This window comes from Methanosarcinales archaeon (assembly GCA_014859725.1).
Classification (GTDB): domain Archaea; phylum Halobacteriota; class Methanosarcinia; order Methanosarcinales; family Methanocomedenaceae; genus Kmv04.
Genome location: JACUTQ010000006.1, coordinates 1 through 23179, shown reverse-complemented (window position 1 = coordinate 23179; position 23179 = coordinate 1). Strand labels below are relative to the sequence as shown.

Genomic DNA, 23179 nt, shown 5'->3' with positions numbered 1-23179 from the left:
TATTATTTCTCATCAATTCACAACCATGTATCTGGCAATGGGTGCCGAGGCCAAAGTTGAGCTCAGGGATAAAATGGTCATAAAAAAACGTATACCTAAAAAGTACCGTCTGGAAGCACTGGACAATACCATTCGTCGGGAGCGTACAAAAGCTGAATGCCGGATTACTTCAGAATCAAGGCGCAACGGTGTTCCCACTCCGATAATATTTGATATTGAAGACTTTGAAATAACAATGGAATACATTGACGGGCTCAAAGTGAAAGATATCCTGACACCCCATTTAAGTCATACCATCGGTATAGTTGTTGGTAAGCTTCATTCGGCTGGAATTATCCACGGAGATCTTACCACTTCAAATATGATCTTTTACGACAACAGGATTTATCTTATTGACTTTGGATTAGCTTTTTATGATAATTCACTGGAAGCAAGAGGCGTCGATGTCCATGTGCTTTTCCAGACCTTTGAGAGCACACATAATGATCATGAAACCATGATAACTACCTTTTCTGACGGATACCGTACAACTTTTTCAGATGCTGATAATATTCTTCAAAGGGTAAAAGAGATCGAAGGCAGGGGACGTTATGCATAAGATATATTTTGCAACAGGAAATGCCAATAAAATCAGGGAAGGCAGAAATATTTTAAAACAGGTGGGTTTTGAAGTGGAAGAGATAGACTGTGACTATCCGGAACTGCAGGCAGATGATCTGGAGTCCATTTCTGCTTACGGGGCCAGGTGGTGTGCAGAGAATGTTAATAAACCGGTAATGGTAGATGACAGCGGTATATTTATCAAAGCTCTAAATGGTTTTCCGGGTCCATATTCCAGATATGTTGAAGACCACTTAGGCAATCAGAAAATTTTGAAATTGATGGAAGAAGAAAAAGACAGGACTGCAGTATTCAGGACTGTTGTGGGATTTTGTGAACCTGGTGGTGAACCGATCACTTTTACAGGTGAGGTCAAAGGGACTATATCGTATAAAGAACGGGGCACAAATGGATTTGGCTATGATCCTATTTTCTTACACAATGGATTAACCTTTGGAGAGCTGGATGATAAAGCGAAGAACCAGTTATCTCATAGGGGCAAAGCTATGCGAAAGTTTGTAAAATGGTTACAAAAAAAAATGTGAAATTAGTTCAAGGCCATAGACCGAACTGATAATTAAATACCAAAATCAAAATTCCAATGGCTATTCCCACGATTACTACAAATTTAGGATCAATGGAATATGCGGTCTCATCAGCTTCATAATAGCGCATAAGGCCAGCTGACGATTGTAGTCCGCTACCTGATTCTTTCTTTTTTGCCATTTCTATTTACCTCTGATTTGTTTTAAATTGTTCTTAATGGCAATTAAAGTATCGCCAATTTAGAAACATTTGAATTTACACAAATGCCTTAAGCAGGTCAAAGTCGTGTACCATTCCAATAAGTTTATTGCTGGGGGACAGAACAGGCATCTGGTCAATGTTATTCCGTTTCAATTTCCTGGCACAGTCGCTGACAGTGGTGCTTGGAACAACAGTTACAGGTTCACTTTTTAATTTTATAGCTTCTTTTACCGGAGCATCAGGGAGTCTGATCTTGGAGACACTATAATAAAGGCTCATGGTATCTCGCATTGACTCCCATGTCCATTCATCATCATCTGACCCGGCAGACATATCCGAGATCTCTGTTGAATCCACAATTACACTCATATTGATAAGATCTTTATCAGCTATAACGCCCAGTAATTCCCTTGATAGATTTACTACGGGTGCTGACTTGACCTCTGCCATTTCCATTATCATTCCCACCATTGAAACAGGAGTTTCATCCCATATTATAATTGTTTGATCATTGATTAAATTTCCAATTGGTTCTGTTATATTAAAATTGGCAATTGATCCAACAACATCTGCCAGGGTGATTAGTCCTACAAGTGTACTATTCTCTACTACGGGAAGTCTCCTGATTCCATGTTCAAAAATCACCCTTGATGCTTCCACAATAGATTCTTGTGGAGTAATGGTTATTGGATCCCTGGTCATTAAGATCGCAAGTTGCTCTTCTTCTGGATTTTTTAATAGATCTGTCCTTGTTACAATACCCACTAAATCACCATTTTTGACAACTGGTACCCCGGATACGTGTTTGCTTTTAAGGATATCAAGCACTTCATCCCTGGAACCAGGTAATGTTGCGTAGGCTACATCTCTAACCATCAAGTCTTCTACTGTAGTATAATTGGGCATAGTTAATCTCCTTATTTGCCTTTTGACAGGTGTCGAATTATTTGGGTTTTTTTCCTCTTACTATCATCACAGGAATCTTGGAAGTCCTTGAAATCTTCTCAGCCACGCTGCCCAGAAGGAATCTGTCAAGACCGCTTTTCCCTAAAGTACCCATGACTATGATATCAGCAGATTTGTCCTCGGCAAGTTTTATTATCTCTTCTGCCGGGTGTCCTTCCACTGTGAAACTCTCTACTTCGATATTGGCAGCCATGGCTTTTGATTCAACCTTACTGGTTGCATCATCACCTTCCTTTTTCAGTAATTCGTACATATTTGTCCATGCCACATCCATGGGTATGGATGTGAATACACCCGTATCAACTACATAAATTGCATAAATTTTTGCTTCTGAGATCCTTGCCAGTTCTATGGCATATTTGACAACATTGGATGAATATTCAGACCCATCGGTTGCTAAAACAATTTTTTGGAATAATTCGCTTTTCAAGGACTTCTCCCTCCATTATTTTATTATTGCTACTATATCGTCCGGTCTCCCCCTTCTGACAAGACTGGATATAAGATTGCTGCTATTTGACAAATTTGGAGAGTCATCATCCAATACCATGAGTTTGGGTTTTTTCCCCTCCAATATTGAACCTAATTCCTGATCAAGTCCAAGTATTTTTGCTCCATTTAGTGTGCACATCTTAAATACCTGTCTGTCATCCAGCCCATACACTTTTGACAGGACCTCCATTTCTGAGAACATGTTCACAGAGTTCAACATTACATTATCGGTCCCAACTGCCACAGTTAATCCTGCATCCAGCATCATTTTTATGGGCGGCCGATTGGGTGCACCTACTCCAGTTATGAAATTCGATCTGGGACATATTACTACAGGTATATCAACCTCAGAAAGATGTTTGATATCTGACTCTGATGCGTGGGTCATATGCACAATAAAATCCGGGCCCAGGCCAATAGCTGCTGATATATCAGATGTGTCTTTTTCACCACCGTGAATGGCAAACATTTTGCCTGCTGAATGTGCTGCTTTTACACATTCTTCAATAATACCAATTGAAGCATCATTAACGCCACTCATACCTATACCGCTGCTGACTTCCAGAAGTCTGTCAATTTCACCGGGTTTTGGGTTGTCTGGTTCCTCTGCTCTGCTCAAGACTAAACTTGTTAATCCTTCAAACCCTGACAGGATATCAGTTAATATTGATGTTCCTTCTAATCCCCCCTCACGAAAATCACAGAAAGTGCAAGTCCCTGTAGCTATCATATCCTCCAAAGTTCCACATATCGCATCCTGAAGATCCTTTACTGATGCCCATCGAAGCATCTGGTGTTTAAGGCCAAAGGGAGGTTTTACAAGCCTGTCAAGGTCAGTTATTGGGGGGTCTTTAAAGATTGAATCGCCAACATGTATGTGTGCGTTTACAAAACACGGGGCTATTAAACCACTCATATCAGCATCTACTGCTGTATCAGTCCCGATTTCAGTTATCTTTTCGTCCTTAATACAAAGATATCCCTCAATTACTTCGAAATCATCTGCGTAAATTATGGTTCCTGATATAATTTGTTCTGTGGACATTACACTCACTATGTTTCTTTAATTGATATTGAATATATTGTATTTATACGTCACAGTATGGTGAAATTGATATTTTACCAGAATATTCTCATATACACACTTTTACAGACTTCAGCACAAGTTTTGATGGGGTGTAAATATGTGAATGCGTCGCAAGTAAATTTTATTTGTGATTAGGTGTTAATAACTGTATTAATTTAATAATACTCAACCCCATCATTTCAATTGGAGAAATAAACTGAATAATAAGAGTTATTTTTTATGGGAAATATGTGTTGTGATGGTATGAATGTAAAAAATGACCTGTTTTTTGGTTTATTTAATAATAAAACTGTGTTAATCTGTCTAAAATTGATACATACAGCAATTAACCCTTATTTCCATTGAAAAGTATATATGTGAGTATTGATATCTATTCACATGTCGACTACAAACAAACAAGTTGTTTGCATGTTCACATCAACTACCATATACAAAAAATCGGAGAGGATGGATAAAAAAAAGACAGGGCCGTAATCTGAGGGGATGTACGCCTGTCTTCTTATTCTTAAGAGAGCGTTTGAGGAAAAAATGAAGATAAGGCTCGAAATTACTATGGATAATGGGATCAATAAAGATCTGCAAATTCAAGGTATCCCTACTCCAGAAGCCATTTTAGATCTTGTCAATCAACTGATGAGTTTACAAACCACATCATCGCCAGTTTCTTCATATCAAGCTGCTGCCGTACAAAACCAGTGGCCAAACCCACAACAACCTATTTCACAACAACCCATAACACAAGAATCCAAAATACGACAAATGGTGCCACCCCAAACTTCTAATTATTCATCGCAACCAACCATACATAAACCAACCAAACAAAGAGGGACTCGTGGTCTTCAATTAGCTGAAGATGAATACAGCCGGTTGAAGAACGAATCCCTTACTATTAAAGAACGACTGGAATTATTCTTGATTTTTGAGTATAAGGACCAGTGGTTTACTTCATTGGAAGTAAAAAGAGATTATGACAGGGTTTATTCCAATATAAATCTCAGCACTGTTTCCACATATCTGTCACGTATGTACAGAGAGGGAAAACTTGAACGTATGGGCAATCGTAACAGACGACAATACTGCCTTAAAACTGAAGAGCAACACCAGCAATTTTCCCCTGAACCTGTTTGGGATCAGGGTATGCAAACATATTAATTACATATCTAATCAATATCGCATTCAAGACCCATTTCCATTACCCAATAATATTGGTCTAATAATGATTTGTGAAAACGATGCGTATATCTTGCCTGGTTAAATGAAATAAATAGTGAATTATCTCCTATTTCAACTTCAAGATCGCTGGGTTTGGAAGGCACTATATCAGTAGGGATCAATAAGGGACCGCTGCAAGAAGTGCAAATCCTGAAATCCCGGTCTTCCTTTTTAATGAGCTCTTTGATCTCATCATCTATAATCAGACTCTTGGCCACAGCTTCACGATATGATGACAAAATAAGAACCTTACCTACAGCAAAGATAAACTTTCCAGTTGTTCCTTTACAATTTCAACCCCCTTTTGACAATCATCAGGGGACTTTCCACCTGTAATTACCAATTTTCCGGAACTGAATATCAACACCACGATTTTTGGTGATTTTATCCGGTACACAAGACCTGGGAACTGTTCTGGTTCATACTCGATGTTCTCAAAACCCAAACCTACTGCAATTGCATTTAAATTCAAGTTTGTACCAAGATCTGCAGAAGCTACTATATTCTGTATGGTTATCTCAGGATTAGGGTAAACATCAATGCCCAGTGATTTGAACGTATTGGCTACGTTGTCAATTACTACGTCAATATCTTCCACTTTTTTTGCACCCGTACATACAACTTTACCTGAAGAAAATATCAAAAAAGCTGCTTTTGGCTCAGTTACTCTGTAGACCATACCCGGAAACTTAGATTTATTATACTCAGCACCTTCAAGTTTTGGCTCGATGCTGACTAGATCAAAGCTGTCTGCTAATTTTGTAGAAGCTACTACGTTTTGAATAGTTATTGTTGGTTCGGGCATTGTTACGTCCTATATTGTGCATTGGTATAATTAATTAAAATTATACAGTTGAAACTATAATTATTGCATTAACGATAAAACCTACGGAAAAAAGATTATTTACCTTCTATCTCAACCCAGATATGAACAAACCTCTGCAGTGCTGTAAAGTGGGATGTTACAGCAATTACAACGATCAACCAGCCTAACAGCTGCATATTGTATATTTCCATGGAATATACAACGTTGATTCCACTTACTATGATAATTAATGCTAGGCGGTCTGCTCTGCCCATAATGCCACCATAATGCCTTTTTCCGCTTACTGCCTGGGCCTGGGTTCCCATATAACTGGTTATTAACACTCCTGTTATAGCAAAAACTCCTATCATCCAGTTGGTATAACCTGCAAAAAAAATTCCGCAGATTATAAAAGTATCAGCATATCTATCGATTACATGGTCAAGAAAATCGCCCCTCTCTGATTGCAGGTTCATCTTTCTTGCCATTACACCATCAATGGCATCTGTGAAAGAGTTTAAAATAACAAACACAAGGGCCGTAACTAGATAAAATTGATTATTAAACGAATAATAATATGATAATCCTGCAAGAGTTGCGAATATTAATGACAGTAAAGATACCTTATTGGGCGTCAGCTTCAATCGAGCAAGGGCACTGGCCGAGGGTTCGAGTACAAAACTTACATACGGTCTATAAGTATTCAATGTCATCAGAACACCTCTTCACTCCAATCAAATCGACCAGGCAAATATTTTTCAAGTTTTCCAAAATCTTCGGCTTCCACCAGTTGTATTACGGATTGTATCTCAAGACTTGCTTGAGTTGGTGTCGATGTGGTGGTTTCAACCTCATATACCATTTCGCATAATTCCACAGCCTCGATCAATATCACATCCAGTGCCTCAGCTTCTATATTTTCAATTATTTTTTCCCGGGCATATCCTCTTGACTCAAGGCGCTGACCAAGTACGTTAGGATGGGTTCTGAGTACAATAACCGCATCATAACCTGAAAGATAATGAGATAAGTGGCCTTCAATTACTACATTTGAGGTTTCGTCTTTTAGTATTGCATGAACTTTTTCTTTTAGAGCATCCAGATCAGCAATCAGTGAGCCGCGCTTTTCATCTTGCCCAAGGTGTAGTCCGTTCTCTATTACCAGTCTATTCAGATCAATGATCTTAAACTGTTTTTTAAGAGAATTGCATATAGTGGTCTTTCCCGTGCCTGGTGTCCCTGTTAATGCAATAATCATAACTGCAATATCTCGGCAAGTGCACTTACTACGTGTTTGTTCTGAGATGGAGTGCCCACCGTAATCCTGATAAGGTTCTCGCCTGCATCCTTGAAAGAGGAGCAATCCCTTACAATTATCCCCCGTGCGAGCAGTGCTTCGGTCACATCACTGCTTTTTTTCGGTTTTACATCGATCATGATAAAGTTTCCTTCTGAAGGATGAACTTTACAGTAATTAGATAAGCCTTCTGTCAAAAATTTCCTGCCTATCTGCACATTTTGAATTGTCCTTTTTGTGAATTCTGAGTCTTCGAGTGCTGCAAGCCCGGCTGCAACAGCTATTCTGCTGATCGAAAAAGGAGTTGTGACCTTCATATATTCTTTATAAATCCAATGAGGGACTATACCGTAGCCAATTCTCAGACCTGCAAGGCCCATGGTCTTTGACATTGTACGGCCAATTACAAGATTATCGTATTCTGCTACAAGACCTGTTAGACTTTTTCGTGCGAATTCCACGTATGCTTCATCCAGGAACACAATAGTATTGGTGGATTCTACTATGGTTCTGACATCTGCTTCAGAAATTGTGTTTCCGGTTGGGTTATTGGGCGAACATAAAAAAATGATCCTGGTATTTTCATCAATTGATGACAGCACGGCTTTTGTATCAATACTGAAATCTGATTGTCGTTTAACAAAAACAGGGCTACCACCTGCTGATCTTACTGCGATCTCATAATACGAGAAAGTGGGAGTCGTAATTACTGCAGATGTACCTGGCTGGATGAATAATCGCATCATGGTGTCTACAACACCGTCCATTCCTGCACCCATGACCACCTGGTCTGCAGGATAACCTACATATTGTGATAGTGCTATTCGAAGTTCTGCTGCGTCCACTGAAGGATATATATTTATCTTGTCTGCAATTGCCCGCACAGCTTCTACTGACTTTTGTGATGGGCCCAATGGATTCTCATTTGAACCCAGTTTGATAATGTTCTCAGGTTTTATTCCGTAACTTTCGACTATCTCTTCAATAGATTTGCCAGGAACATATTCTTTTATGCCCATTACAGATTTATTCAGCATGTATTTAGTGCGAATCATTCTGCTTCCTGAATACCTTTCGTAACTACTTCTATTACACGGTTTATCTGCTCTTTGGTAATCGTCAAAGGCGGCACGAACCTTAACACTGATTCTGAAGTACAATTTAGCAGCACACCGTTATTTCTGGCATAATCTACAACAGGCCCGCATTTGATACTTAGTTCAATGCCGATCATTAATCCTTTGCCCCGTATCTCCAAGACATTATCCAGTTCTAGATTTGTCAGAGAATCCATCAAATAACCGCCCATCCTGGCTGAGCTATCAACAAGGTTCTCTTTTTCAATTACATTCAAGGATGCGATAGCTGCAGCACATACCAGGGGACCCCCGCCGAACGTGGCTGCATGATCTCCTTTTTGCATCTTTGATGCAATTTCTTCTGTTGCTAACATAGCTCCCATAGGCAGACCACCTGCTAATGCCTTGGCTAAAGTCATAATATCAGGTATAACCCCTGAATGTTCCCAACCGAACCAGCGGCCTGTCCTGCCAAATCCTGTCTGGACCTCATCAAATATTAAGAGGGTGTTGTTATCATCACAGATATCCCGGACTCCTTTTAGGTATTCATTATCTGGAATTCTGACCCCTCCTTCGCCCTGGATCGGTTCAAGGAGAACTGCGGCGATATTTTGTGAAATCTTCTCTTTTAATGATTCAATATCATTAAAAGGAATAAAATCCACCTTCTTAATCAGGGGTTCAAAGGGAGTGCGGTATTGCAATTTATGGGTCACGCTCAATGAACCCATGGTCCTGCCATGAAAACTGTGTTCAGCGGCAATAAAATCTGTACGGGCGGTGGCACGTCTTGCCAGTTTCAATGCTCCTTCTATGCTTTCAGTCCCTGAATTGCAGAAAAATACTCGGTCCATTCCAGTCCTGGGCACCAATTGAGCTGCGAGGTCTGATTGCTGCTTGTTGTAATACAAATTTGATACATGTATCAATTCAGATGACTGTTTACTAACTGCTTCAACAATGGCAGGATGGCAATGCCCAATGTTATTAACCGCTATTCCAGCTATACAATCAATGTATTCTTTACCATTACTATCCCATACTACAGACCCTTTTCCTCTTACCAATGCAATAGGCTGGCGTGTATAATTCTGAAAAACAAATTTTGAATCTTTTTCAACAATATTTTGGTATTGATCAGTCATATAATTCCTATACCTGATTTCAGTTTTAAGTGATAAAATCTGCGATATGAGATTTGTGTTAAAAAATATATAGGATGAGTGGTTTAAGAAAAATGTGAAAACTATCAAGCGAACATATTCTCTGAGACACTGCCTGATGAATCTTTTTCTCCCACAACTTTTTTTATGGCATTTATGAGGTCGTCAACTTCAACACAATCTTTTTCATTGCGTATGGCGAACATCCCTGCTTCGGTAGCAATGGCTTTTAATCCGGAACCACTTGTGCCTTCAGTAAGTTTTGCCAGATTATTGAAGTCTACATCCTTTGAGAGATTCATGTTTCTGGTATGTATCTTTAAGATTTGAACCCTGGCCTCATTGTTAGGAAGAATTACTTCGATAAAACGATCAAACCTTCCAGGGCGTAAAAGTGCCGGGTCCAGGATATCCAGCCTGTTGGTAGCAGCCAGCAACCTGACATCACCTCTGGGATTAAAACCGTCCATTTCAGCCAGTAACTGCATCAAAGTGCGCTGAACTTCCCGGTCTCCTGCAGTGGCACCGTCATACCGTTTGGCTCCAATAGAGTCAAGTTCATCAATAAATATTATGCTTGGGGCTTTATCCTTTGCAAGTTTGAAAAGTTCCCTGACCATCCTGGCTCCTTCCCCTATATATTTCTGAACCAGTTCTGAACCCACCAATCTCAAAAAAGTTGCACTGGTTTGATGGGATACTGCTTTTGCCAGCATGGTTTTCCCGGTCCCGGGTGGGCCAAATAGCATAACACCTTTTGGTGGGTCTATACCGATCTTTATGAATGCTTCGGGTTTAGTTAATGGTAATTCTACAGCTTCTCTTAATTCCCTTATCTGGTCTTCAAGCCCACCAATGTGTGAATAATCTACATCCAATGATTCGATTACTTCCACGCCCCTTACAAGATGGCTTCTTGAAGTAGGAAGAACGCTTATTACTGCCAATGTTTGCTGGTTCATTGCTACCTGCGTCCCGGGTTCGAGTTCAGATTCTTTTATGAACTGGGACAATCCAACCACGAATTGCGGTCCTGTACTGCTTCTTACAACTAATTTTCCGTTTTCCAATACTTCCACAATTGTACCCACAATAAGAGGCGTGGTTTTTAATTTTTCCAGTTCACTTCGGACTGTTCTTAATTCACGTTCAAATTTTAATTTTTGAGATTCAGCATGTCGTTTTTCAGATTCAATCTTATGATTTTGCTCTCTTATCAGGTGATTTCTTTCTTCAAGCTGGTGCATCCTGTCTATCAGATATCTTGAAAAATCATCCTTGGAAAGATCTTGTGGAATATTGACCATTAATCTCCTTTCCGTGTCATTGTCCTCCAAAATCTCTACCATATTTTTATCTCCGAATATTATTTAAGTCCATACGATATATAGCCTTTTCGAAGGATTGGTTTATTAATGCAATGTGAAATCTGTGGAATAGACATAATCGGTTCACCCAGAAAGGTAGTGGTTGAAAGAACTGAACTGGAAGTATGCGCAAAGTGTGCCCAGTACGGGAAAACACCTCAGGGATGGTCCCCTGTTTCAAGAAAAGTTGCCCCTACTGCAGCAGCCCCTCCAACTCATGCTAAAAGACCCAGGCGAAATGCCTTTGATAATGTGGATGGGGAAATTATTGCTGATTATAATAAGGTTATCCGGGAAGCCAGGGAAGCTAAAGGCTGGACTATTGAAGAACTGGGTCTTAAGATTAAAGAAAAAGCCCCTCTGATAAAAAAGATCGAACGCTCTGAGATCATTCCCGAAGATGCAATGCGCAAGAAACTTGAACAAGCTCTCGGGATAAAACTCACAGAACGTGTGAGTCAAGATAATATGGAGCATGGGACAATGTTGCGTGGTACTACGCTGGGAGATATTGTCACGATAAAAAAGAAATAGAAGGTGCTGGCAGGGACCAGTAATTTGTCTTCCAATCAGAGATCATGTTTTTTTATTCGAAATCATCTTCCTCATCTTGTGATTTTAAGTCCATTTCCGGCATTTCGTTAAAGTCTTTTTCAAGATGTGAAAACATGGCATGTCTTGGACTTACAATAATCACATGAGCTGGGGGATGTATCTTTTTCAATCTGCCGATCGCAACGCTGGCCTGATCCTCCAGGGGAACCACTGCTGCTGATCCGCAGGCATTCCTGAGGGGTGTGTTCATTATGTCAACTAGCATTTTATCGGCTTTTTGTGGATCCATTCTTTTGGGGCTGTCATCAAAGGACATGTGACCGTATCGCACCAGGTCCCTGAGGGCAACATTAACTTTTCCACTGTTTTCTGCTCTAATTATAGCAAATGATTTCAATTAAAAAACCCCTGTTTTTATTCATTTTTTACAACCTTATAATGAAATGTTTAGCATTATGATATGCAATTGGTTCTATATATATTTTCTTAGAAGGAAAATATATGTATATATATACCTTATTACATTTGCAATCCGAAAATTTAATTTACACATTCAACATATTGGTAACAAAATTCTTCATTATGGAATGCTTTTCACATGGTAATAATAAAACCTTTCAAAGCCACAATACTAAATCCAGAAATACCAGATAGGGAGATGTTGGTATGCCCGGTTTATGACACTATAGATGAAAGAGAATATGACAAATATGGCCGCGTAAAAAACAATGTTATTCATATAACCACACGCAAAGATGGCACTGACAGTAGCCAATTCATAGATAATGCAAAAAAGCAATTGAATCGTTTATTTCAGGATAATATCTTAAAAGAGCTGGAACATCCTGCATTTTATATTTATGGCATCAGATACAGCCTGCCTGAACATATTTTGGGCCAGATACCTGATTCAGTAAAAAGAGGTGTGTATTTTGCTTTCGGTTTAATGGCTCTTGTGAAAGTTGAGAAACTTGGAGAGGGAAATATTGTCGGGCATGAGAAAATTTTTGAAAAACATTCTGCTGAGCGAATTGAACTGATGCGGGTATGCAAAATGAATTTTGCACCCATAGCCTCTGAATACAACATGCCCGGGCATGGAATTAATAACCTTTTTGAACAATATCTTGGATTTAAAAGACCTGATCTGGTAATAAGAGATGAAATACCTCCGTTATTAGACATTACATTAAATGGCAACCGACATCTATTGTGGGAAATTACTGATAATGATATTATCAAACATATCCAGGAACTCATGGCTGATGAAAAAGTTTTAATCCTTGATGGGCACCACCGCTATAATGCTACCCATAAACTGTGTATCCAGGATGGTGTGGATTATACTATGATGATGTTCATGGAAGGGGGGGACCGTGCTCTGTTGCTGCTACCGTGGCATCGTTGTATTAAGGGCATAAATGCTAAGAAACTGCTGCAACAATTGAATAGATATTATGAGATCATCTGGCAGGGAGATAATGACGATGAAGAATTTTATAAAATCATGAATGCCAGGGATGATTCGTATGATGTCAAAATCGGATGGTATGACGGAAATGATTTTTCAATATTCAGGGCACACAGGGATGAAGTCAAGAAACTTTCAGATAGTGCGGAGGAAAAGGTAGGGCTTGATTATATCTCGCTTAATGAATGGATAATCGGCCCCTTTATGGATGGAAATAAAGTAGATAACCTGGCTTTTTGCGACAGCGTGACCGAAGCTGTAAAAAAGGTGGACAAGCAGGGTTTTGATTGTGCATTTTTGATGAGGGCACTTTCCATAAATGAAGTTGAACATAAGGCCCACTCGGAAATGAAGAATTTTCCGCAAAAATCGACTCTTTTTGTCCCAAAAGTGGCAGAAGGGATAATAATGAGACAGTTCAGGGATCCGGGAATTTGATATCTAATAGGGTATCAATTTTCACAGCAAGGTGTAATAAATGTCAGGAATCAGATATGTGGGCAAAAAAACTGGAAAAGGCACTGAAAAATAAGAAATTGGAGTGATGTTAAAATGAAAGCAAATAGAAAGTTTATGGACGAAGAAGCTGTATCACCGGTTATTGGAGTTATCCTTATGGTTGCCATTACAGTTATTCTGGCAGCAGTCATTGCAGCCTTCGTCTTTGGTATGAGCGGATCATTGAAGAATACTTATACTGTGGCAGTAACGGCTTCACAAACAAATTCAAGTAATATCGATATAACTTATCAAGGTGGACAGGATCATGAGTCTTTAGCATATTTAACCTATTCAGTAGCAGGTAAGACACCATATCAAAATTCATCAAATTTATATGTTGGATATACTCAACAGGATGATAATGGAACAACCGCTCGGGACCATGTAGTAGTAGCAGGCACATTTGTTGACGGTACCAGTCAAGTTATCTTAGACACCTATGTGTGATACTTCGGTAATATTATATTCACAAAATAATGCCTTACACTGCGTGAATAAAGCAAATTAACCTCCTGCATACCATTTTCATTTTACCGAAGCGTCACAGGCTTAATCCAATAAATTGGTGAGGATATCGATTTTGCAGGTATGGGGACTTGTCATGGCTGTTAAAATATAAAATGAAAGAGATATCTGCACTTATCAGCATGCAACACAAGCGTGAAATCAAGACGTGATAAAAAGGCTTCGCTGTCTTCCCATGTCATTCCGAAAGCTTTCACATCTGCCAGACAGAGCCAGCTAACAATATCACGCAGAGTTTCAATATCCCGATTTATATTTCACAAGCAGCCTTGAACCGCTCAACCAGGAAATCCCTTTCCAACGACACTAAGAAGTACCCCAGCCTGGGCCCGCTCTTTGTCCCCAGAATGGACTGGTAGATTGTCTGGAACAGTTTCTTAGGATTCATTTCCAGTTCCTTGGCTATAGCATAAATCCCTTCATGGATGGCCTGACCGTCATTAAATCCAGGCATGCGTTCCACTAACACTTTTAAAGCATGGCGCTGCTGGTCGTTGAAGTTCCTGGTTTCTGGCGGCAGGGTCTTCTGGATCTCGAATTTCACCATAGCAGGAGCAAAAGTCTCCAGCCATTTTTCTACATTATCTGCTCTCTTGCGAATATTTTCGTAATTAGAAACGTCATACCCTCCCCGCTCAAGTACTGTCAGAAGGTAATCAAAACTGTGATCAGCAATCTGGACCGCAGTGACCATGTGCCTGAATGGTATTTTGGCACCCTCCTCACTTCCTGCGTGGGAAAGCTGGTAGGCCCTTTTATCGATACTCTCATCCAGGTTGTCATATTCATCGATCAGGTTCAATAAAGGCAGACCCGGGTCGAACTCAATATGTTTCTCAGGTTTGCTTCTGATGATCAGGTATCTCAGCACCTCAGGAGGCACTACATCCAGCATATCGCTGATAGTCACGGTAACTCCTGTGGATGAGGACATGGCACCTTTCCCTTTCAGGTTGATCCATTCGTAGACAATGGGGTGGGGTGCAGGATATTCGAAAATTTCACTTGATATACGCTTGCCAGTATCATAGGAACCACCCGCTGACGCATGGTCCTTGCCAAAGGGTTCGACTGTTACACCCAGAATAGGCCATCTTGCGGGCCAGTCAACCCGCCAGGTAAGTTTTCCCCCTCCTCGCATGGATACAGTTCCGGATGAGCCGCATGAACAGGTGTAATCTATTGTTTCTGATTCCAGATCAAACCCGGTGACTTTAGTCGTGGTCAGTCTGCCGCATTCATTACATATGGGATTGAAAGGGTTCCAGTCAGGTTCAAGTGTTCGTTGCGACACTTCTTCAATAATCCGAGCGATTTCATCTCTTTTTACCAGTGCAATCTTGATAGCCTCCACATAAGCCCCTGCTTTGTAGAGCTCATCAGCCCTGTGGACTGCAGGTTTTATCCCAAGTTGGTCCAGCGATCTAAAGAATGGTTCAAGGAAATGTTGCGCGTAATTTGGATGGTTGCCACAGGGACAGGGGATCTCTGATAAGGGCTTGCCCACGTGTGCTTCAAAACTATCATCTAAAAATGGGTATACCTTGCGTAAGGGGTCGTAGGTATCTGCTATATATAGTAATTTTACATCAGAACCCGCATCAAGCAGTGCCCTGTATGCTGCATCGGCAGTAACTACTTCACGCATGTTGCCGATATGGATATTTCCTGAAGGTGTTATGCCTGAAGCTACTGTATGCTTATTACCTTTTTTCAATGCTTCGCTGGCAACCACATCTGCCCAGTGTATTGTCTCTGCCATGTAAGTCTCACTTCAGGATGGGTAGATGTATTGGACTATAATAAAGGTTTAGGAAAATAATAATCTGGATTATAAATTAAATGGCTGTATCGCCAGTTGTACCCGTTCGTATCCTAATAGCAGTCTCCACATTTTGGACAAAAATCTTCCCATCCCCAATATTACCAGTCGTGGCTGATCCCTTTATAGCATTTATGGTAGCATCAACAAGGTCATCCGTGACCACTATCTCCAGTTTTGTTTTTTCCAGCAGATCTACAGTATATTCGCGCCCCCTCCACTGCTGTGTGATGCCTTTCTGGGTTCCCCGACCCTTTACACTGGAGGCTGTAAGGGATTTAATCCCTGCAGCTTCCAGTGAATCCATTACTTCATGAAGTTTTTCGGTCCTTATTATCGCAACTACCATTTTCATGATGGGTCTATCCTTTCAACTATTGATTCGGGATAGACATTCATTTCATATAAACTTTCGTCCAGGCCTATAATCTCCATTTCCTGGTCGATCCTCAGCAGTCCAAGGACCTTAAGTGCTCCATAGATGGTAAGGCCGCCAGCTACTGCCAGTACAATGACCACAATACTACCGATTAACTGGGATGTGAGTGAAATTGAAGGGATAAATAACCCTGCTGCCAATACACCCCATAATCCGGAAACTGCGTGTACAGGGGTTACACCGCATGTATCATCAATACCTTTTTCTTCTACAAATTTGAAGACGTTGTGAACAGGTCGGCTCCGGCACAAATGGCTACTAATCCTGCACACATCCCATTGGAACACCATATTGGGTCACCTTTTGTTATAAGGGCTGACGTAAGTATCGCGGCAGCCATGGACAGGGCTGTGATCACAGCCACAGAGGCTAGGTTGGCCCCGTCCGGACCTATGAATGAGGCACTACCTATGTTGAACCCGAACCATCCGAATGCCAGGATGAATGCTCCAATAACCACAAACGGGACATTGTGGCATGGTATGGGAACTGGTTTGCCGTTCTCATCATACCGGCCCAATCTCGGTCCAAGCACCCATGCGGCCATGATGCCCAGTGTGCCACCCATTAGATGGACAACTCCTGCTCCTGCAAAATCATGATATCCCAGATCTCCTAAGAACCCTCCCATGAATGAACCCCATGCAAGCCCTTCATAGATAGGATAGATCAGGGTCCCGATTACAATGGCACCGATCATATAGCCGCTGATCTTGATCCTCTCAGCCACAGCTCCTGATACAATAGTGACTGCTGCCACTGCGAACATCACCATTTTCATGAAGTGGGCGAAACTGCCTGGTTCGGTGCCCGCGGGAATAAGCCCGCCTCCAATATATTGGAAACCGTAGGCTACACCATATCCTATAAAGAAGTACAGGATAAGTACAGTGGCAAGGTCCAAGAATTTCAGGGTCATGTGTGTGCCCACGTTCTTTTGCCGTATCTGCCCGATCTCCAGCAGAATAAAGCCCGCTTTCATGAAAAAAAATCAATATTGCTGCCCAAAGGAAGAAATAAACGTTTAATGAGTCTATTGAACTAAATTCCATAACCTATCACTAAACGGAAATCGCTTTCCTATCATATAATTTATTTGGTTGATTCAATTTGTAGAAATATTCTAATAGATGCCTAAGCATAATGAAAAATAAGATTACTTAAAAATTGGAGAATTAAAGGATTGAAATCATTGGGAAAATGTGCCCTGATTTTTGCCGATTTTTCATGTCAATTTAAATATTATTTAATGATGATGTGACTCATGTTCTCAGGGAAGTGGGATTCAAATGCGAACAATGTGGTTGGTGCTGCTATCCTGACCCGGAGTTCATGGTTGACCCTGATATATACTCAGCTATCAAGGGTGAGGAGATATGGGCCATCGGGTGGATACTGAAACGGAAAGCTGATGGGAGGGTGGAAACTATGGATATCATCAGGATCATGTGGGTATATTTTCATGATATAAGCTGATGAGAATAAAAATTTCTTTATATTCAACAATAATTACGATATAATTTTTATATCATTCAATACGTTTGAATTATTGATGGCTCCATTCAAAAAGCTGGAAGGTATCAAGGAAATGCATGAATGTGTATGTGACCGTGAGACACTGCTATCAATACTGAAAAAAGAATTTGCTGCTTACAGTATTTTTGATCTTATGAAGATTCATGCTTCTATGGAACAAGAATGCAGGTATCTCCCCCCCAAATATAAAAAGGTATATAAGGAAAAATTATCTGAACAGATTTTCTGCAATTTCAAGAATATAATTTCAAATATTGAATCCGGAGATCATGAACTGGATATTAACCAGTACCAGGATTTCCTGAAAAATTTTCATCACAAAATCAATGGTGCAGCCGAAGAAGATCTTCCACAAATGACAGTGTTGTATTACCTTTGTGCAATCTATAATATTTTTATCACACAAACACCTCCACATCCTGAAGGAACTCCGTTCCCAGGTGGATTTTTTGTCGAAAAGGTAGGGGAAGATTACTATTGTCCTGTAAAGGATAAACAGGAAGATAACGATGAAGCCCTTTGCAGATTCTGTGTTGCAAAACAAACTGAGATTTAGCAATCTCAGTCTCAAATCAAAAGGATATTATAGTAAAATTTTAAATTATTTATGTTATTTTATGAGGAGTTAAAATGAGTGATGATAAAAATCCATATGAAAATGCCTGTAATCAGCTCAGGATCTGCTCAGACCAGATGGACCTGGACCCTGGGATACATGAAATTCTCATCCATCCTAAAATGGTTCATATAGTAACCTTACCCATCAATATGGACAGCGGAGAGGTCAAAGTATTCACCGGATACCGTGTCCAGCATAATGATGCGCGGGGACCGTATAAAGGGGGTATCAGATATCATCACGAAGTGTCCATGGATGAAGTGAAAGCACTGGCTATGTGGATGACATGGAAGTGTGCTGTAATAGATATTCCGTACGGTGGTGCTAAAGGAGGCATCGTATGTGATACCAAGGAAATGTCAGTCAGAGAAAAGGAACACTTGACCAGGCGGTATACGACCATGATCTCCCAATTCATAGGTCCTTACAGAGATGTCCCGGCACCTGATATGTACACCGATGCCCAGACCATGGCCTGGATCATGGATACGTACAGTGTTTTGAAAGGGTATTCAGTACCTGAAGTGGTGACAGGAAAACCAATCGGACTTGGGGGTAGTGAAGGCCGCACAGAAGCCACTGGCAGAGGAACTGCTATATGCTTAAGAGAAGCGGCAAAGGCCCTGGGTATGAATATGAAGGATGCCCCGGTAGTAATTCAGGGATTTGGTAATGTTGGAGTACATGCTGCTTTGACGCTATATAGCATGGGGTGTAAGATCATTGGTGTGAGTGACTCTCAGGGCGGTATTTACAATCCAGAAGGATTTGATCCAAGTAAAGTCCTGGCCTATAAGATCGAAACAGGGACAGTTGTGGGATTTCCAGGAACAGAGAATCTGTCAAATAATGAAATATTAGAACTTGAATGTGATTTCCTGGTCCCTTCTGCTCTGGGGAATCAGATCACAGATCAAAATGCTGGCAATATCAAAGCAAAAGTAATAGTTGAAGGAGCAAATGGTCCCACCACTACCGAAGCAGATATGATACTCAATAGAAACGGAGTATTCCTGGTGCCTGATATTCTGGCTAACTCCGGTGGTGTTATGGTCAGTTATCTTGAATGGGTTCAGAACATTAACAGGCAGCATTGGAGCTTGACCGAAGTGAACCAGCAGCAGGAACAAAAGTTGGTCGAGTCATTCCGTAATGTGTGGGATACAAGAGAGAGAATGGGACTTAGTATGCGGGATGCCGCCCTCGGAGTTGGCGTAAAGAGAGTTGCGGATTCGATCCAATTGCTGGGATTATTCCCATCATAGTATTTTTTTTAAAAAAAAAATATTATTATTTATTTATTTTTGGTCCCTGAGACCGGGCTTTTCCTGAGCCAGTCAATATCTGACTGGTACAGTTCCCTCAGATCACGCAGTCCTAACCGTAACATAGCGAGTCTGCTCACCCCTAATCCCCATGCCAGGACAGGCTGTTTGATTCCAAGCGGTTCAGTGACCTCTTTTCGGAATACTCCTGCACCGCCCAGTTCTATCCAGCCCATGCCCTCAATATATACCTCGGGTTCCACGCTGGGTTCGGTATAAGGGAAATATGCTGGTCTGAACCTGACATCAGTGAACCCCATCCTGTGGTAGAACATAGTAAGCAAACCCAGGAGATCGGCAAAGCTCATACCCTCATCCATTACCACGCCTTCAAGCTGCTCGAATTCAGGGGTGTGGGTTGGGTCAATGGTCTCTCTGCGGTAGGCACGGTCAATGCAGAAGGCCTTTACCGGAGGGTCTGGATTATCTGCCAGGTAGTGAATGGTAATAGCTGTAGTATGGGTACGTAACACGTTCATCTTTGCAACGTCCTTGTTCCAGGTACCGCCCCAGCCCTTACTGCTGATATTGCCGCCGTGTTCATGCATAGCTGCTACAGTATCAGTATATTCCGGGGGCAGATCACTGGTGCTGTCTAAATGGAACGTATCCTGCATTTCCCTGGCAGAGTGGTCCTGAGGTTGGAACAGAGCATCAAAGTTCCAGAAACTGCTCTGGATAATATCTCCCTTGATCTCGGTAAATCCCATCTCAAGGAATATCTGGCGCATCTCATCTATGAGGCGCTGGTACGGATGGATCTTGGCGCCGTAGATCGGTACCACGGGTGTATTGATGTCGTAGGAACGCAGCTTTTTTTGTTTCCAGGCCCCTGTCCTTATAAGATCAGCATTGAGCTGTGCCACTTCTTCTTCTTCCAGGGTGATCCCTGCCTGAAAAACGTTTAATCCTGAATCAGTGATAATTATGGTTCTTGTCTTCTCTTCATTTACTTCTATGAGATTTCGTTTGGCCAGGTCCTGTACAACTTTTTTAGGAATCTCTAATCCCGGAGTGTCCAATAATTGTGCAAGTGCTTCTTCATCGTCTCCCTTAGGAGGAATACTTTCAGGTATCAGGTTCCCATCTTTGATCTGTGCCCAGCCTTTCTTACGCAGCCAGCCCAGAGCTATTCCTGATAACCTTGGTCCGAATTCTGATTTAAGTGCATCTATTGATGTTGGTGATGTGACCTTTTCAATTATCTGACGTTCAGGGAGTCCTGATACTGCATACTCTTTGCCTTCCTCTGTCAGGTGGTATTTCTCGATGATTTCTTCAGATACCTGTGCAAGCCCCTTTTCCTGCAGTAAAAATGAACTCTGGATTGCAGCTTCCACGCTGAGATCAGAAGCATTGGATAATGTTTGAGGGTCTGCGGTCTTCAGTTTCCCCAATGCCAGAAGTACCTGCTTTTCGTTTGGGGTCAGATCTTTTTGGGTATCATCGGCCATTGTTTGCACCGAGGTATATACTTCCTTATATCAGATTTAAAACTATCCATAAATCCATTATTTGAAATGGTGCAAATATTTTTCAATGAGTAGGAATGCTGATATTATCTTTTTTAGTGTTGCTGTTGGCATGTTCAAGTTCGAATAATTAGTGAATATGGGTTTTTTTCCGGCAATTTTAGTTCAGATATTTTTATAAAGTTTAAAATCATCTTTTATTTTTATTAAAAGCAGGTACGTTAAATGAAAGATTTCTTTACCTGAACAGATTTGTTCGTCCCCCCTACCTACCTTACACTAACCCATTTTAATATACCAATTTCGTCTTCAAGCGATTATTTTTTATTCCATTTCAAAACCGAAATAATTATATACATGTAGGGGCAATACTCCCTACATGGTAATTAAAAGAAGGAAAAAGAATGGACGCATCTACCTTGAAGAATACAAATCTATTCGCGTAGACGGAAAAGTCAAAAGTGTTTATGTGAGGAGCTTAGGACCCGAAGAACCCATTGAACCTTCAAAACCAAAGCCAAAAATACTGGATCGTTTAGAACATGGCCCCTCTCATAGGGCAGGTGCTGTGACCTTGCTATGGGAGCTTGCATCTCAGCTTGGTTTCGTAAAAACTATCGATGAGATCAGCTGCGGAGATGCAAACATAGACGGTCCATCTCCAGGTAAGCTCCTAACTGCCTGGGCAATCAATCGAGTAATAGATCCAATGAGCAACACTATGCTTGAAAACTGGATCCCTACAACAGACCTTCCCAGACTAATGGATGTTAATCCTGCTGATCTCACCAGGACGTCATTTCTTACAGCAATGGACTTTGTATGCTATGAAGACAGAACTATAGGTCAGATCCACGATTTCACTCACAAGATCGATGATGCTCTTTACAAACAATGGCGTAAAATGCACCCGCTACACGGTGAGTCTGAGATAGTCGCATACGACCTCACATCAGTTCTTTTTTTTGGCTTCAGTTGCTCACTGGCTGAACTTGGATACAACGCCAAACTTGTCAAGCGTCTGCAGGTGAATCTTGCTCTTCTCGTATCAAAACACGATAAATATCCCATATCTCACTTTATTTACAATGGGAGCCGTAACGGCTCATCAACGATTAAGAATCTTGTAGCACAACTCAAAGAAACGGGCATTGAACCTGGAACACTCATCTGGGATAGAGGAAATGTATCTAAAGAAAATGTTAACATAATCGAGTCAGTTGGTTGGAAGCTTATTTGTGGTGTTCCCAAAACTTTGAATGATGTTAAAAACATCATTGCAGACACAGATGTTCCTTTAAGTCCAGATACATTTATTCATAAAAGCAGGACCGGACATATCTATGCAGTAAAAACAAAAGATCAACTTTTTGACAAACAGCGTTCGGTGATCGTATACATCAATCAGGAACGAAGAACCAGTAAGGTCAATGCTCAGAACGAAGTTCTGGCATTTATTGGTCAGGAACTTGATGAATTGAGTGAGAAGGGAAAGGAGTGGTCAGAAGCACGTCTTCACAAAGCCATTGATAGCATCGTGGGATCATGGAAGGATTATGTCCGCACTCGAGTTAAGAGAACAGGAAATGGTCCTCGTATAGAATGGAATTTTAAAAACCATGAGATTGCAGCATCTGAACGTTCATATGGCAAATATCTGATTTTATCTACAGATGAATCACTTTCCCCGCAGGAAGTTGTGACAGCTTATTTTGAGAAGGATTTTGTAGAGAAAGTCTTCAGGACATTGAAGACATCCGAAGAAATGGAACCTGTACGTCACAGGCTCGAGAGGCGAGTGAGAGTGTATATTTTTGTGTGCGTTCTTGCATATCGACTGCTGGCGGACCTTCAGTGGCATCTTCAGAAAACATCAGATCGTAAAGATGTCTGGAATGAAGCAGATGCATTTCTTCATGATCTTGAACGGGTGGAACGAATTCAGGTGAGATTGGGGCATCAAGTGAAAACATGGAACCTCAATTTAACTGGAAAGTCTCAGAAAACACTTAAAATGATGGGATTCGAGGATTTATTAAAGGATACTATTGAAGTCGATTTCAAGTTGTAGGGGGGAATTTGTAAACTGTTCAGGT

25 protein-coding genes and 1 pseudogene are annotated in these 23179 nt (G+C 40.9%); 10 read left to right on the top strand and 16 right to left on the bottom strand.

The features are described from left to right. Positions 1–25 precede the first annotated feature (25 nt). Together IBX40_01240 and IBX40_01235 are read left to right on the top strand one after the other, a co-directional pair. On the top strand, positions 26–598 hold the full coding sequence (locus IBX40_01240; GenBank protein ID MBE0522954.1) for a Kae1-associated kinase Bud32: 573 nt from the start codon (positions 26–28) through the stop codon (positions 596–598). Continuing rightward, the gene (locus IBX40_01235) at positions 591–1145 is read left to right on the top strand and encodes an XTP/dITP diphosphatase (protein MBE0522953.1); all 555 of its coding nucleotides are present in this window, start codon (positions 591–593) and stop codon (positions 1143–1145) included. Before IBX40_01240 ends, IBX40_01235 begins: the two co-directional genes overlap by 8 nt. A 7-nt stretch (positions 1146–1152) precedes the next feature. Here the strand turns inward: IBX40_01235 and IBX40_01230 are convergent, their stop codons facing one another. The 4 genes from IBX40_01230 to IBX40_01215 form a co-directional block, all read right to left on the bottom strand. After that, complete coding sequence (locus tag IBX40_01230) at positions 1153–1326, bottom strand: preprotein translocase subunit Sec61beta (protein MBE0522952.1); 174 nt, start codon at positions 1324–1326, stop codon at positions 1153–1155. Between the two features lie 75 nt (positions 1327–1401). Beyond that, a complete protein-coding gene (locus tag IBX40_01225) occupies positions 1402–2253 on the bottom strand; it encodes a CBS domain-containing protein (protein ID MBE0522951.1) in 852 nt (283 codons plus the stop codon). Between the two features lie 37 nt (positions 2254–2290). Then, positions 2291–2743, bottom strand: a complete 453-nt coding sequence (locus IBX40_01220; protein ID MBE0522950.1) for a universal stress protein — start codon at positions 2741–2743, stop codon at positions 2291–2293. Positions 2744–2758: 15 nt separating this feature from the next. After that, the gene (locus tag IBX40_01215) at positions 2759–3850 is read right to left on the bottom strand and encodes an amidohydrolase family protein (protein ID MBE0522949.1); all 1092 of its coding nucleotides are present in this window, start codon (positions 3848–3850) and stop codon (positions 2759–2761) included. Positions 3851–4420: 570 nt separating this feature from the next. Here IBX40_01215 and IBX40_01210 point away from each other — a divergent pair. Continuing rightward, on the top strand, positions 4421–5044 hold the full coding sequence (locus IBX40_01210) for a hypothetical protein (GenBank protein ID MBE0522948.1): 624 nt from the start codon (positions 4421–4423) through the stop codon (positions 5042–5044). A gap of 8 nt (positions 5045–5052) precedes the next feature. Here IBX40_01210 and IBX40_01205 read toward each other — a convergent pair whose 3' ends face one another. From IBX40_01205 to IBX40_01175, 7 genes are all read right to left on the bottom strand, one after another. Then, on the bottom strand, positions 5053–5343 hold the full coding sequence (locus IBX40_01205) for a hypothetical protein (GenBank protein MBE0522947.1): 291 nt from the start codon (positions 5341–5343) through the stop codon (positions 5053–5055). A gap of 14 nt (positions 5344–5357) precedes the next feature. Further along, the gene (locus IBX40_01200) at positions 5358–5909 is read right to left on the bottom strand and encodes a TATA-box-binding protein (protein ID MBE0522946.1); all 552 of its coding nucleotides are present in this window, start codon (positions 5907–5909) and stop codon (positions 5358–5360) included. A 95-nt stretch (positions 5910–6004) separates the two neighbouring features. Next, positions 6005–6622, bottom strand: a complete 618-nt coding sequence (locus tag IBX40_01195) for a CDP-alcohol phosphatidyltransferase family protein (protein ID MBE0522945.1) — start codon at positions 6620–6622, stop codon at positions 6005–6007. Next, positions 6622–7167 (bottom strand): adenylate kinase family protein, encoded by a 546-nt coding sequence (locus tag IBX40_01190; GenBank protein MBE0522944.1) that lies wholly within the window; start codon positions 7165–7167, stop codon positions 6622–6624. Before IBX40_01190 ends, IBX40_01195 begins: the two co-directional genes overlap by 1 nt. Continuing rightward, on the bottom strand, positions 7164–8261 hold the full coding sequence (locus tag IBX40_01185) for a histidinol-phosphate transaminase (protein MBE0522943.1): 1098 nt from the start codon (positions 8259–8261) through the stop codon (positions 7164–7166). Before IBX40_01185 ends, IBX40_01190 begins: the two co-directional genes overlap by 4 nt. After that, complete coding sequence (locus tag IBX40_01180) at positions 8258–9433, bottom strand: acetylornithine transaminase (protein ID MBE0522942.1); 1176 nt, start codon at positions 9431–9433, stop codon at positions 8258–8260. The genes IBX40_01185 and IBX40_01180 overlap by 4 nt, the downstream gene beginning before the upstream one ends. Positions 9434–9537: 104 nt before the next feature. After that, on the bottom strand, positions 9538–10758 hold the full coding sequence (locus tag IBX40_01175) for a proteasome-activating nucleotidase (GenBank protein ID MBE0522941.1): 1221 nt from the start codon (positions 10756–10758) through the stop codon (positions 9538–9540). Positions 10759–10866: 108 nt separating this feature from the next. On the opposite strand from IBX40_01175, the gene IBX40_01170 reads away from it, so the two are divergent. Further along, the gene (locus IBX40_01170) at positions 10867–11352 is read left to right on the top strand and encodes a TIGR00270 family protein (protein MBE0522940.1); all 486 of its coding nucleotides are present in this window, start codon (positions 10867–10869) and stop codon (positions 11350–11352) included. A gap of 52 nt (positions 11353–11404) precedes the next feature. Here IBX40_01170 and IBX40_01165 read toward each other — a convergent pair whose 3' ends face one another. Beyond that, a complete protein-coding gene (locus tag IBX40_01165) occupies positions 11405–11770 on the bottom strand; it encodes a DUF356 domain-containing protein (GenBank protein MBE0522939.1) in 366 nt (121 codons plus the stop codon). 201 nt (positions 11771–11971) lie between these two features. Between IBX40_01165 and IBX40_01160 the strand changes: the two genes are divergently transcribed. Beyond that, positions 11972–13282 (top strand): DUF1015 family protein, encoded by a 1311-nt coding sequence (locus IBX40_01160; GenBank protein MBE0522938.1) that lies wholly within the window; start codon positions 11972–11974, stop codon positions 13280–13282. 114 nt (positions 13283–13396) lie between these two features. Continuing rightward, a complete protein-coding gene (locus IBX40_01155) occupies positions 13397–13792 on the top strand; it encodes a type IV pilin N-terminal domain-containing protein (protein MBE0522937.1) in 396 nt (131 codons plus the stop codon). A 328-nt stretch (positions 13793–14120) separates the two neighbouring features. Here the strand turns inward: IBX40_01155 and IBX40_01150 are convergent, their stop codons facing one another. The 3 genes and pseudogenes from IBX40_01150 to IBX40_01140 form a co-directional block, all read right to left on the bottom strand. Beyond that, on the bottom strand, positions 14121–15632 hold the full coding sequence (locus tag IBX40_01150; GenBank protein MBE0522936.1) for a lysine--tRNA ligase: 1512 nt from the start codon (positions 15630–15632) through the stop codon (positions 14121–14123). A 76-nt stretch (positions 15633–15708) separates the two neighbouring features. Beyond that, positions 15709–16047: a P-II family nitrogen regulator gene (locus IBX40_01145; GenBank protein ID MBE0522935.1), complete on the bottom strand. Its 339-nt coding sequence runs from the start codon at positions 16045–16047 to the stop codon at positions 15709–15711. Further along, positions 16044–17168 (bottom strand): annotated as a pseudogene (locus IBX40_01140) (ammonium transporter). Before IBX40_01140 ends, IBX40_01145 begins: the two are co-directional and overlap by 4 nt. Before the next feature lie 220 nt (positions 17169–17388). On the opposite strand from IBX40_01140, the gene IBX40_01135 reads away from it, so the two are divergent. From IBX40_01135 to IBX40_01125, 3 genes are all read left to right on the top strand, one after another. Next, complete coding sequence (locus IBX40_01135; protein MBE0522934.1) at positions 17389–17607, top strand: hypothetical protein; 219 nt, start codon at positions 17389–17391, stop codon at positions 17605–17607. Positions 17608–17683: 76 nt separating this feature from the next. After that, on the top strand, positions 17684–18223 hold the full coding sequence (locus tag IBX40_01130) for a DUF2115 domain-containing protein (protein ID MBE0522933.1): 540 nt from the start codon (positions 17684–17686) through the stop codon (positions 18221–18223). A gap of 74 nt (positions 18224–18297) precedes the next feature. Then, complete coding sequence (locus IBX40_01125) at positions 18298–19551, top strand: Glu/Leu/Phe/Val dehydrogenase (protein MBE0522932.1); 1254 nt, start codon at positions 18298–18300, stop codon at positions 19549–19551. A gap of 29 nt (positions 19552–19580) precedes the next feature. Here the strand turns inward: IBX40_01125 and IBX40_01120 are convergent, their stop codons facing one another. Next, positions 19581–21065: a phenylalanine--tRNA ligase subunit alpha gene (locus tag IBX40_01120; GenBank protein ID MBE0522931.1), complete on the bottom strand. Its 1485-nt coding sequence runs from the start codon at positions 21063–21065 to the stop codon at positions 19581–19583. 397 nt (positions 21066–21462) lie between these two features. On the opposite strand from IBX40_01120, the gene IBX40_01115 reads away from it, so the two are divergent. Next, positions 21463–23154, top strand: coding sequence for an IS1634 family transposase (locus IBX40_01115; GenBank protein ID MBE0522930.1), 1692 nt, complete (start codon positions 21463–21465; stop codon positions 23152–23154). Positions 23155–23179 lie beyond the last annotated feature (25 nt).

Coding starts and splice junctions, on each gene's coding strand:
- IBX40_01240 (MBE0522954.1), top strand. CDS start 26: ATGTATCTGGCAATGGGTGCCGAGGCCAAAGTTGAGCTCAGGGATAAA.
- IBX40_01235 (MBE0522953.1), top strand. CDS start 591: ATGCATAAGATATATTTTGCAACAGGAAATGCCAATAAAATCAGGGAA.
- IBX40_01230 (MBE0522952.1), bottom strand. CDS start 1,326: ATGGCAAAAAAGAAAGAATCAGGTAGCGGACTACAATCGTCAGCTGGC.
- IBX40_01225 (MBE0522951.1), bottom strand. CDS start 2,253: ATGCCCAATTATACTACAGTAGAAGACTTGATGGTTAGAGATGTAGCC.
- IBX40_01215 (MBE0522949.1), bottom strand. CDS start 3,850: ATGTCCACAGAACAAATTATATCAGGAACCATAATTTACGCAGATGAT.
- IBX40_01210 (MBE0522948.1), top strand. CDS start 4,421: ATGAAGATAAGGCTCGAAATTACTATGGATAATGGGATCAATAAAGAT.
- IBX40_01200 (MBE0522946.1), bottom strand. CDS start 5,909: ATGCCCGAACCAACAATAACTATTCAAAACGTAGTAGCTTCTACAAAA.
- IBX40_01195 (MBE0522945.1), bottom strand. CDS start 6,622: ATGACATTGAATACTTATAGACCGTATGTAAGTTTTGTACTCGAACCC.
- IBX40_01190 (MBE0522944.1), bottom strand. CDS start 7,167: ATGATTATTGCATTAACAGGGACACCAGGCACGGGAAAGACCACTATA.
- IBX40_01185 (MBE0522943.1), bottom strand. CDS start 8,261: ATGATTCGCACTAAATACATGCTGAATAAATCTGTAATGGGCATAAAA.
- IBX40_01180 (MBE0522942.1), bottom strand. CDS start 9,433: ATGACTGATCAATACCAAAATATTGTTGAAAAAGATTCAAAATTTGTT.
- IBX40_01175 (MBE0522941.1), bottom strand. CDS start 10,758: ATGGTCAATATTCCACAAGATCTTTCCAAGGATGATTTTTCAAGATAT.
- IBX40_01170 (MBE0522940.1), top strand. CDS start 10,867: ATGCAATGTGAAATCTGTGGAATAGACATAATCGGTTCACCCAGAAAG.
- IBX40_01160 (MBE0522938.1), top strand. CDS start 11,972: ATGGTAATAATAAAACCTTTCAAAGCCACAATACTAAATCCAGAAATA.
- IBX40_01155 (MBE0522937.1), top strand. CDS start 13,397: ATGAAAGCAAATAGAAAGTTTATGGACGAAGAAGCTGTATCACCGGTT.
- IBX40_01150 (MBE0522936.1), bottom strand. CDS start 15,632: ATGGCAGAGACAATACACTGGGCAGATGTGGTTGCCAGCGAAGCATTG.
- IBX40_01145 (MBE0522935.1), bottom strand. CDS start 16,047: ATGAAAATGGTAGTTGCGATAATAAGGACCGAAAAACTTCATGAAGTA.
- IBX40_01130 (MBE0522933.1), top strand. CDS start 17,684: ATGGCTCCATTCAAAAAGCTGGAAGGTATCAAGGAAATGCATGAATGT.
- IBX40_01125 (MBE0522932.1), top strand. CDS start 18,298: ATGAGTGATGATAAAAATCCATATGAAAATGCCTGTAATCAGCTCAGG.
- IBX40_01120 (MBE0522931.1), bottom strand. CDS start 21,065: ATGGCCGATGATACCCAAAAAGATCTGACCCCAAACGAAAAGCAGGTA.
- IBX40_01115 (MBE0522930.1), top strand. CDS start 21,463: ATGGTAATTAAAAGAAGGAAAAAGAATGGACGCATCTACCTTGAAGAA.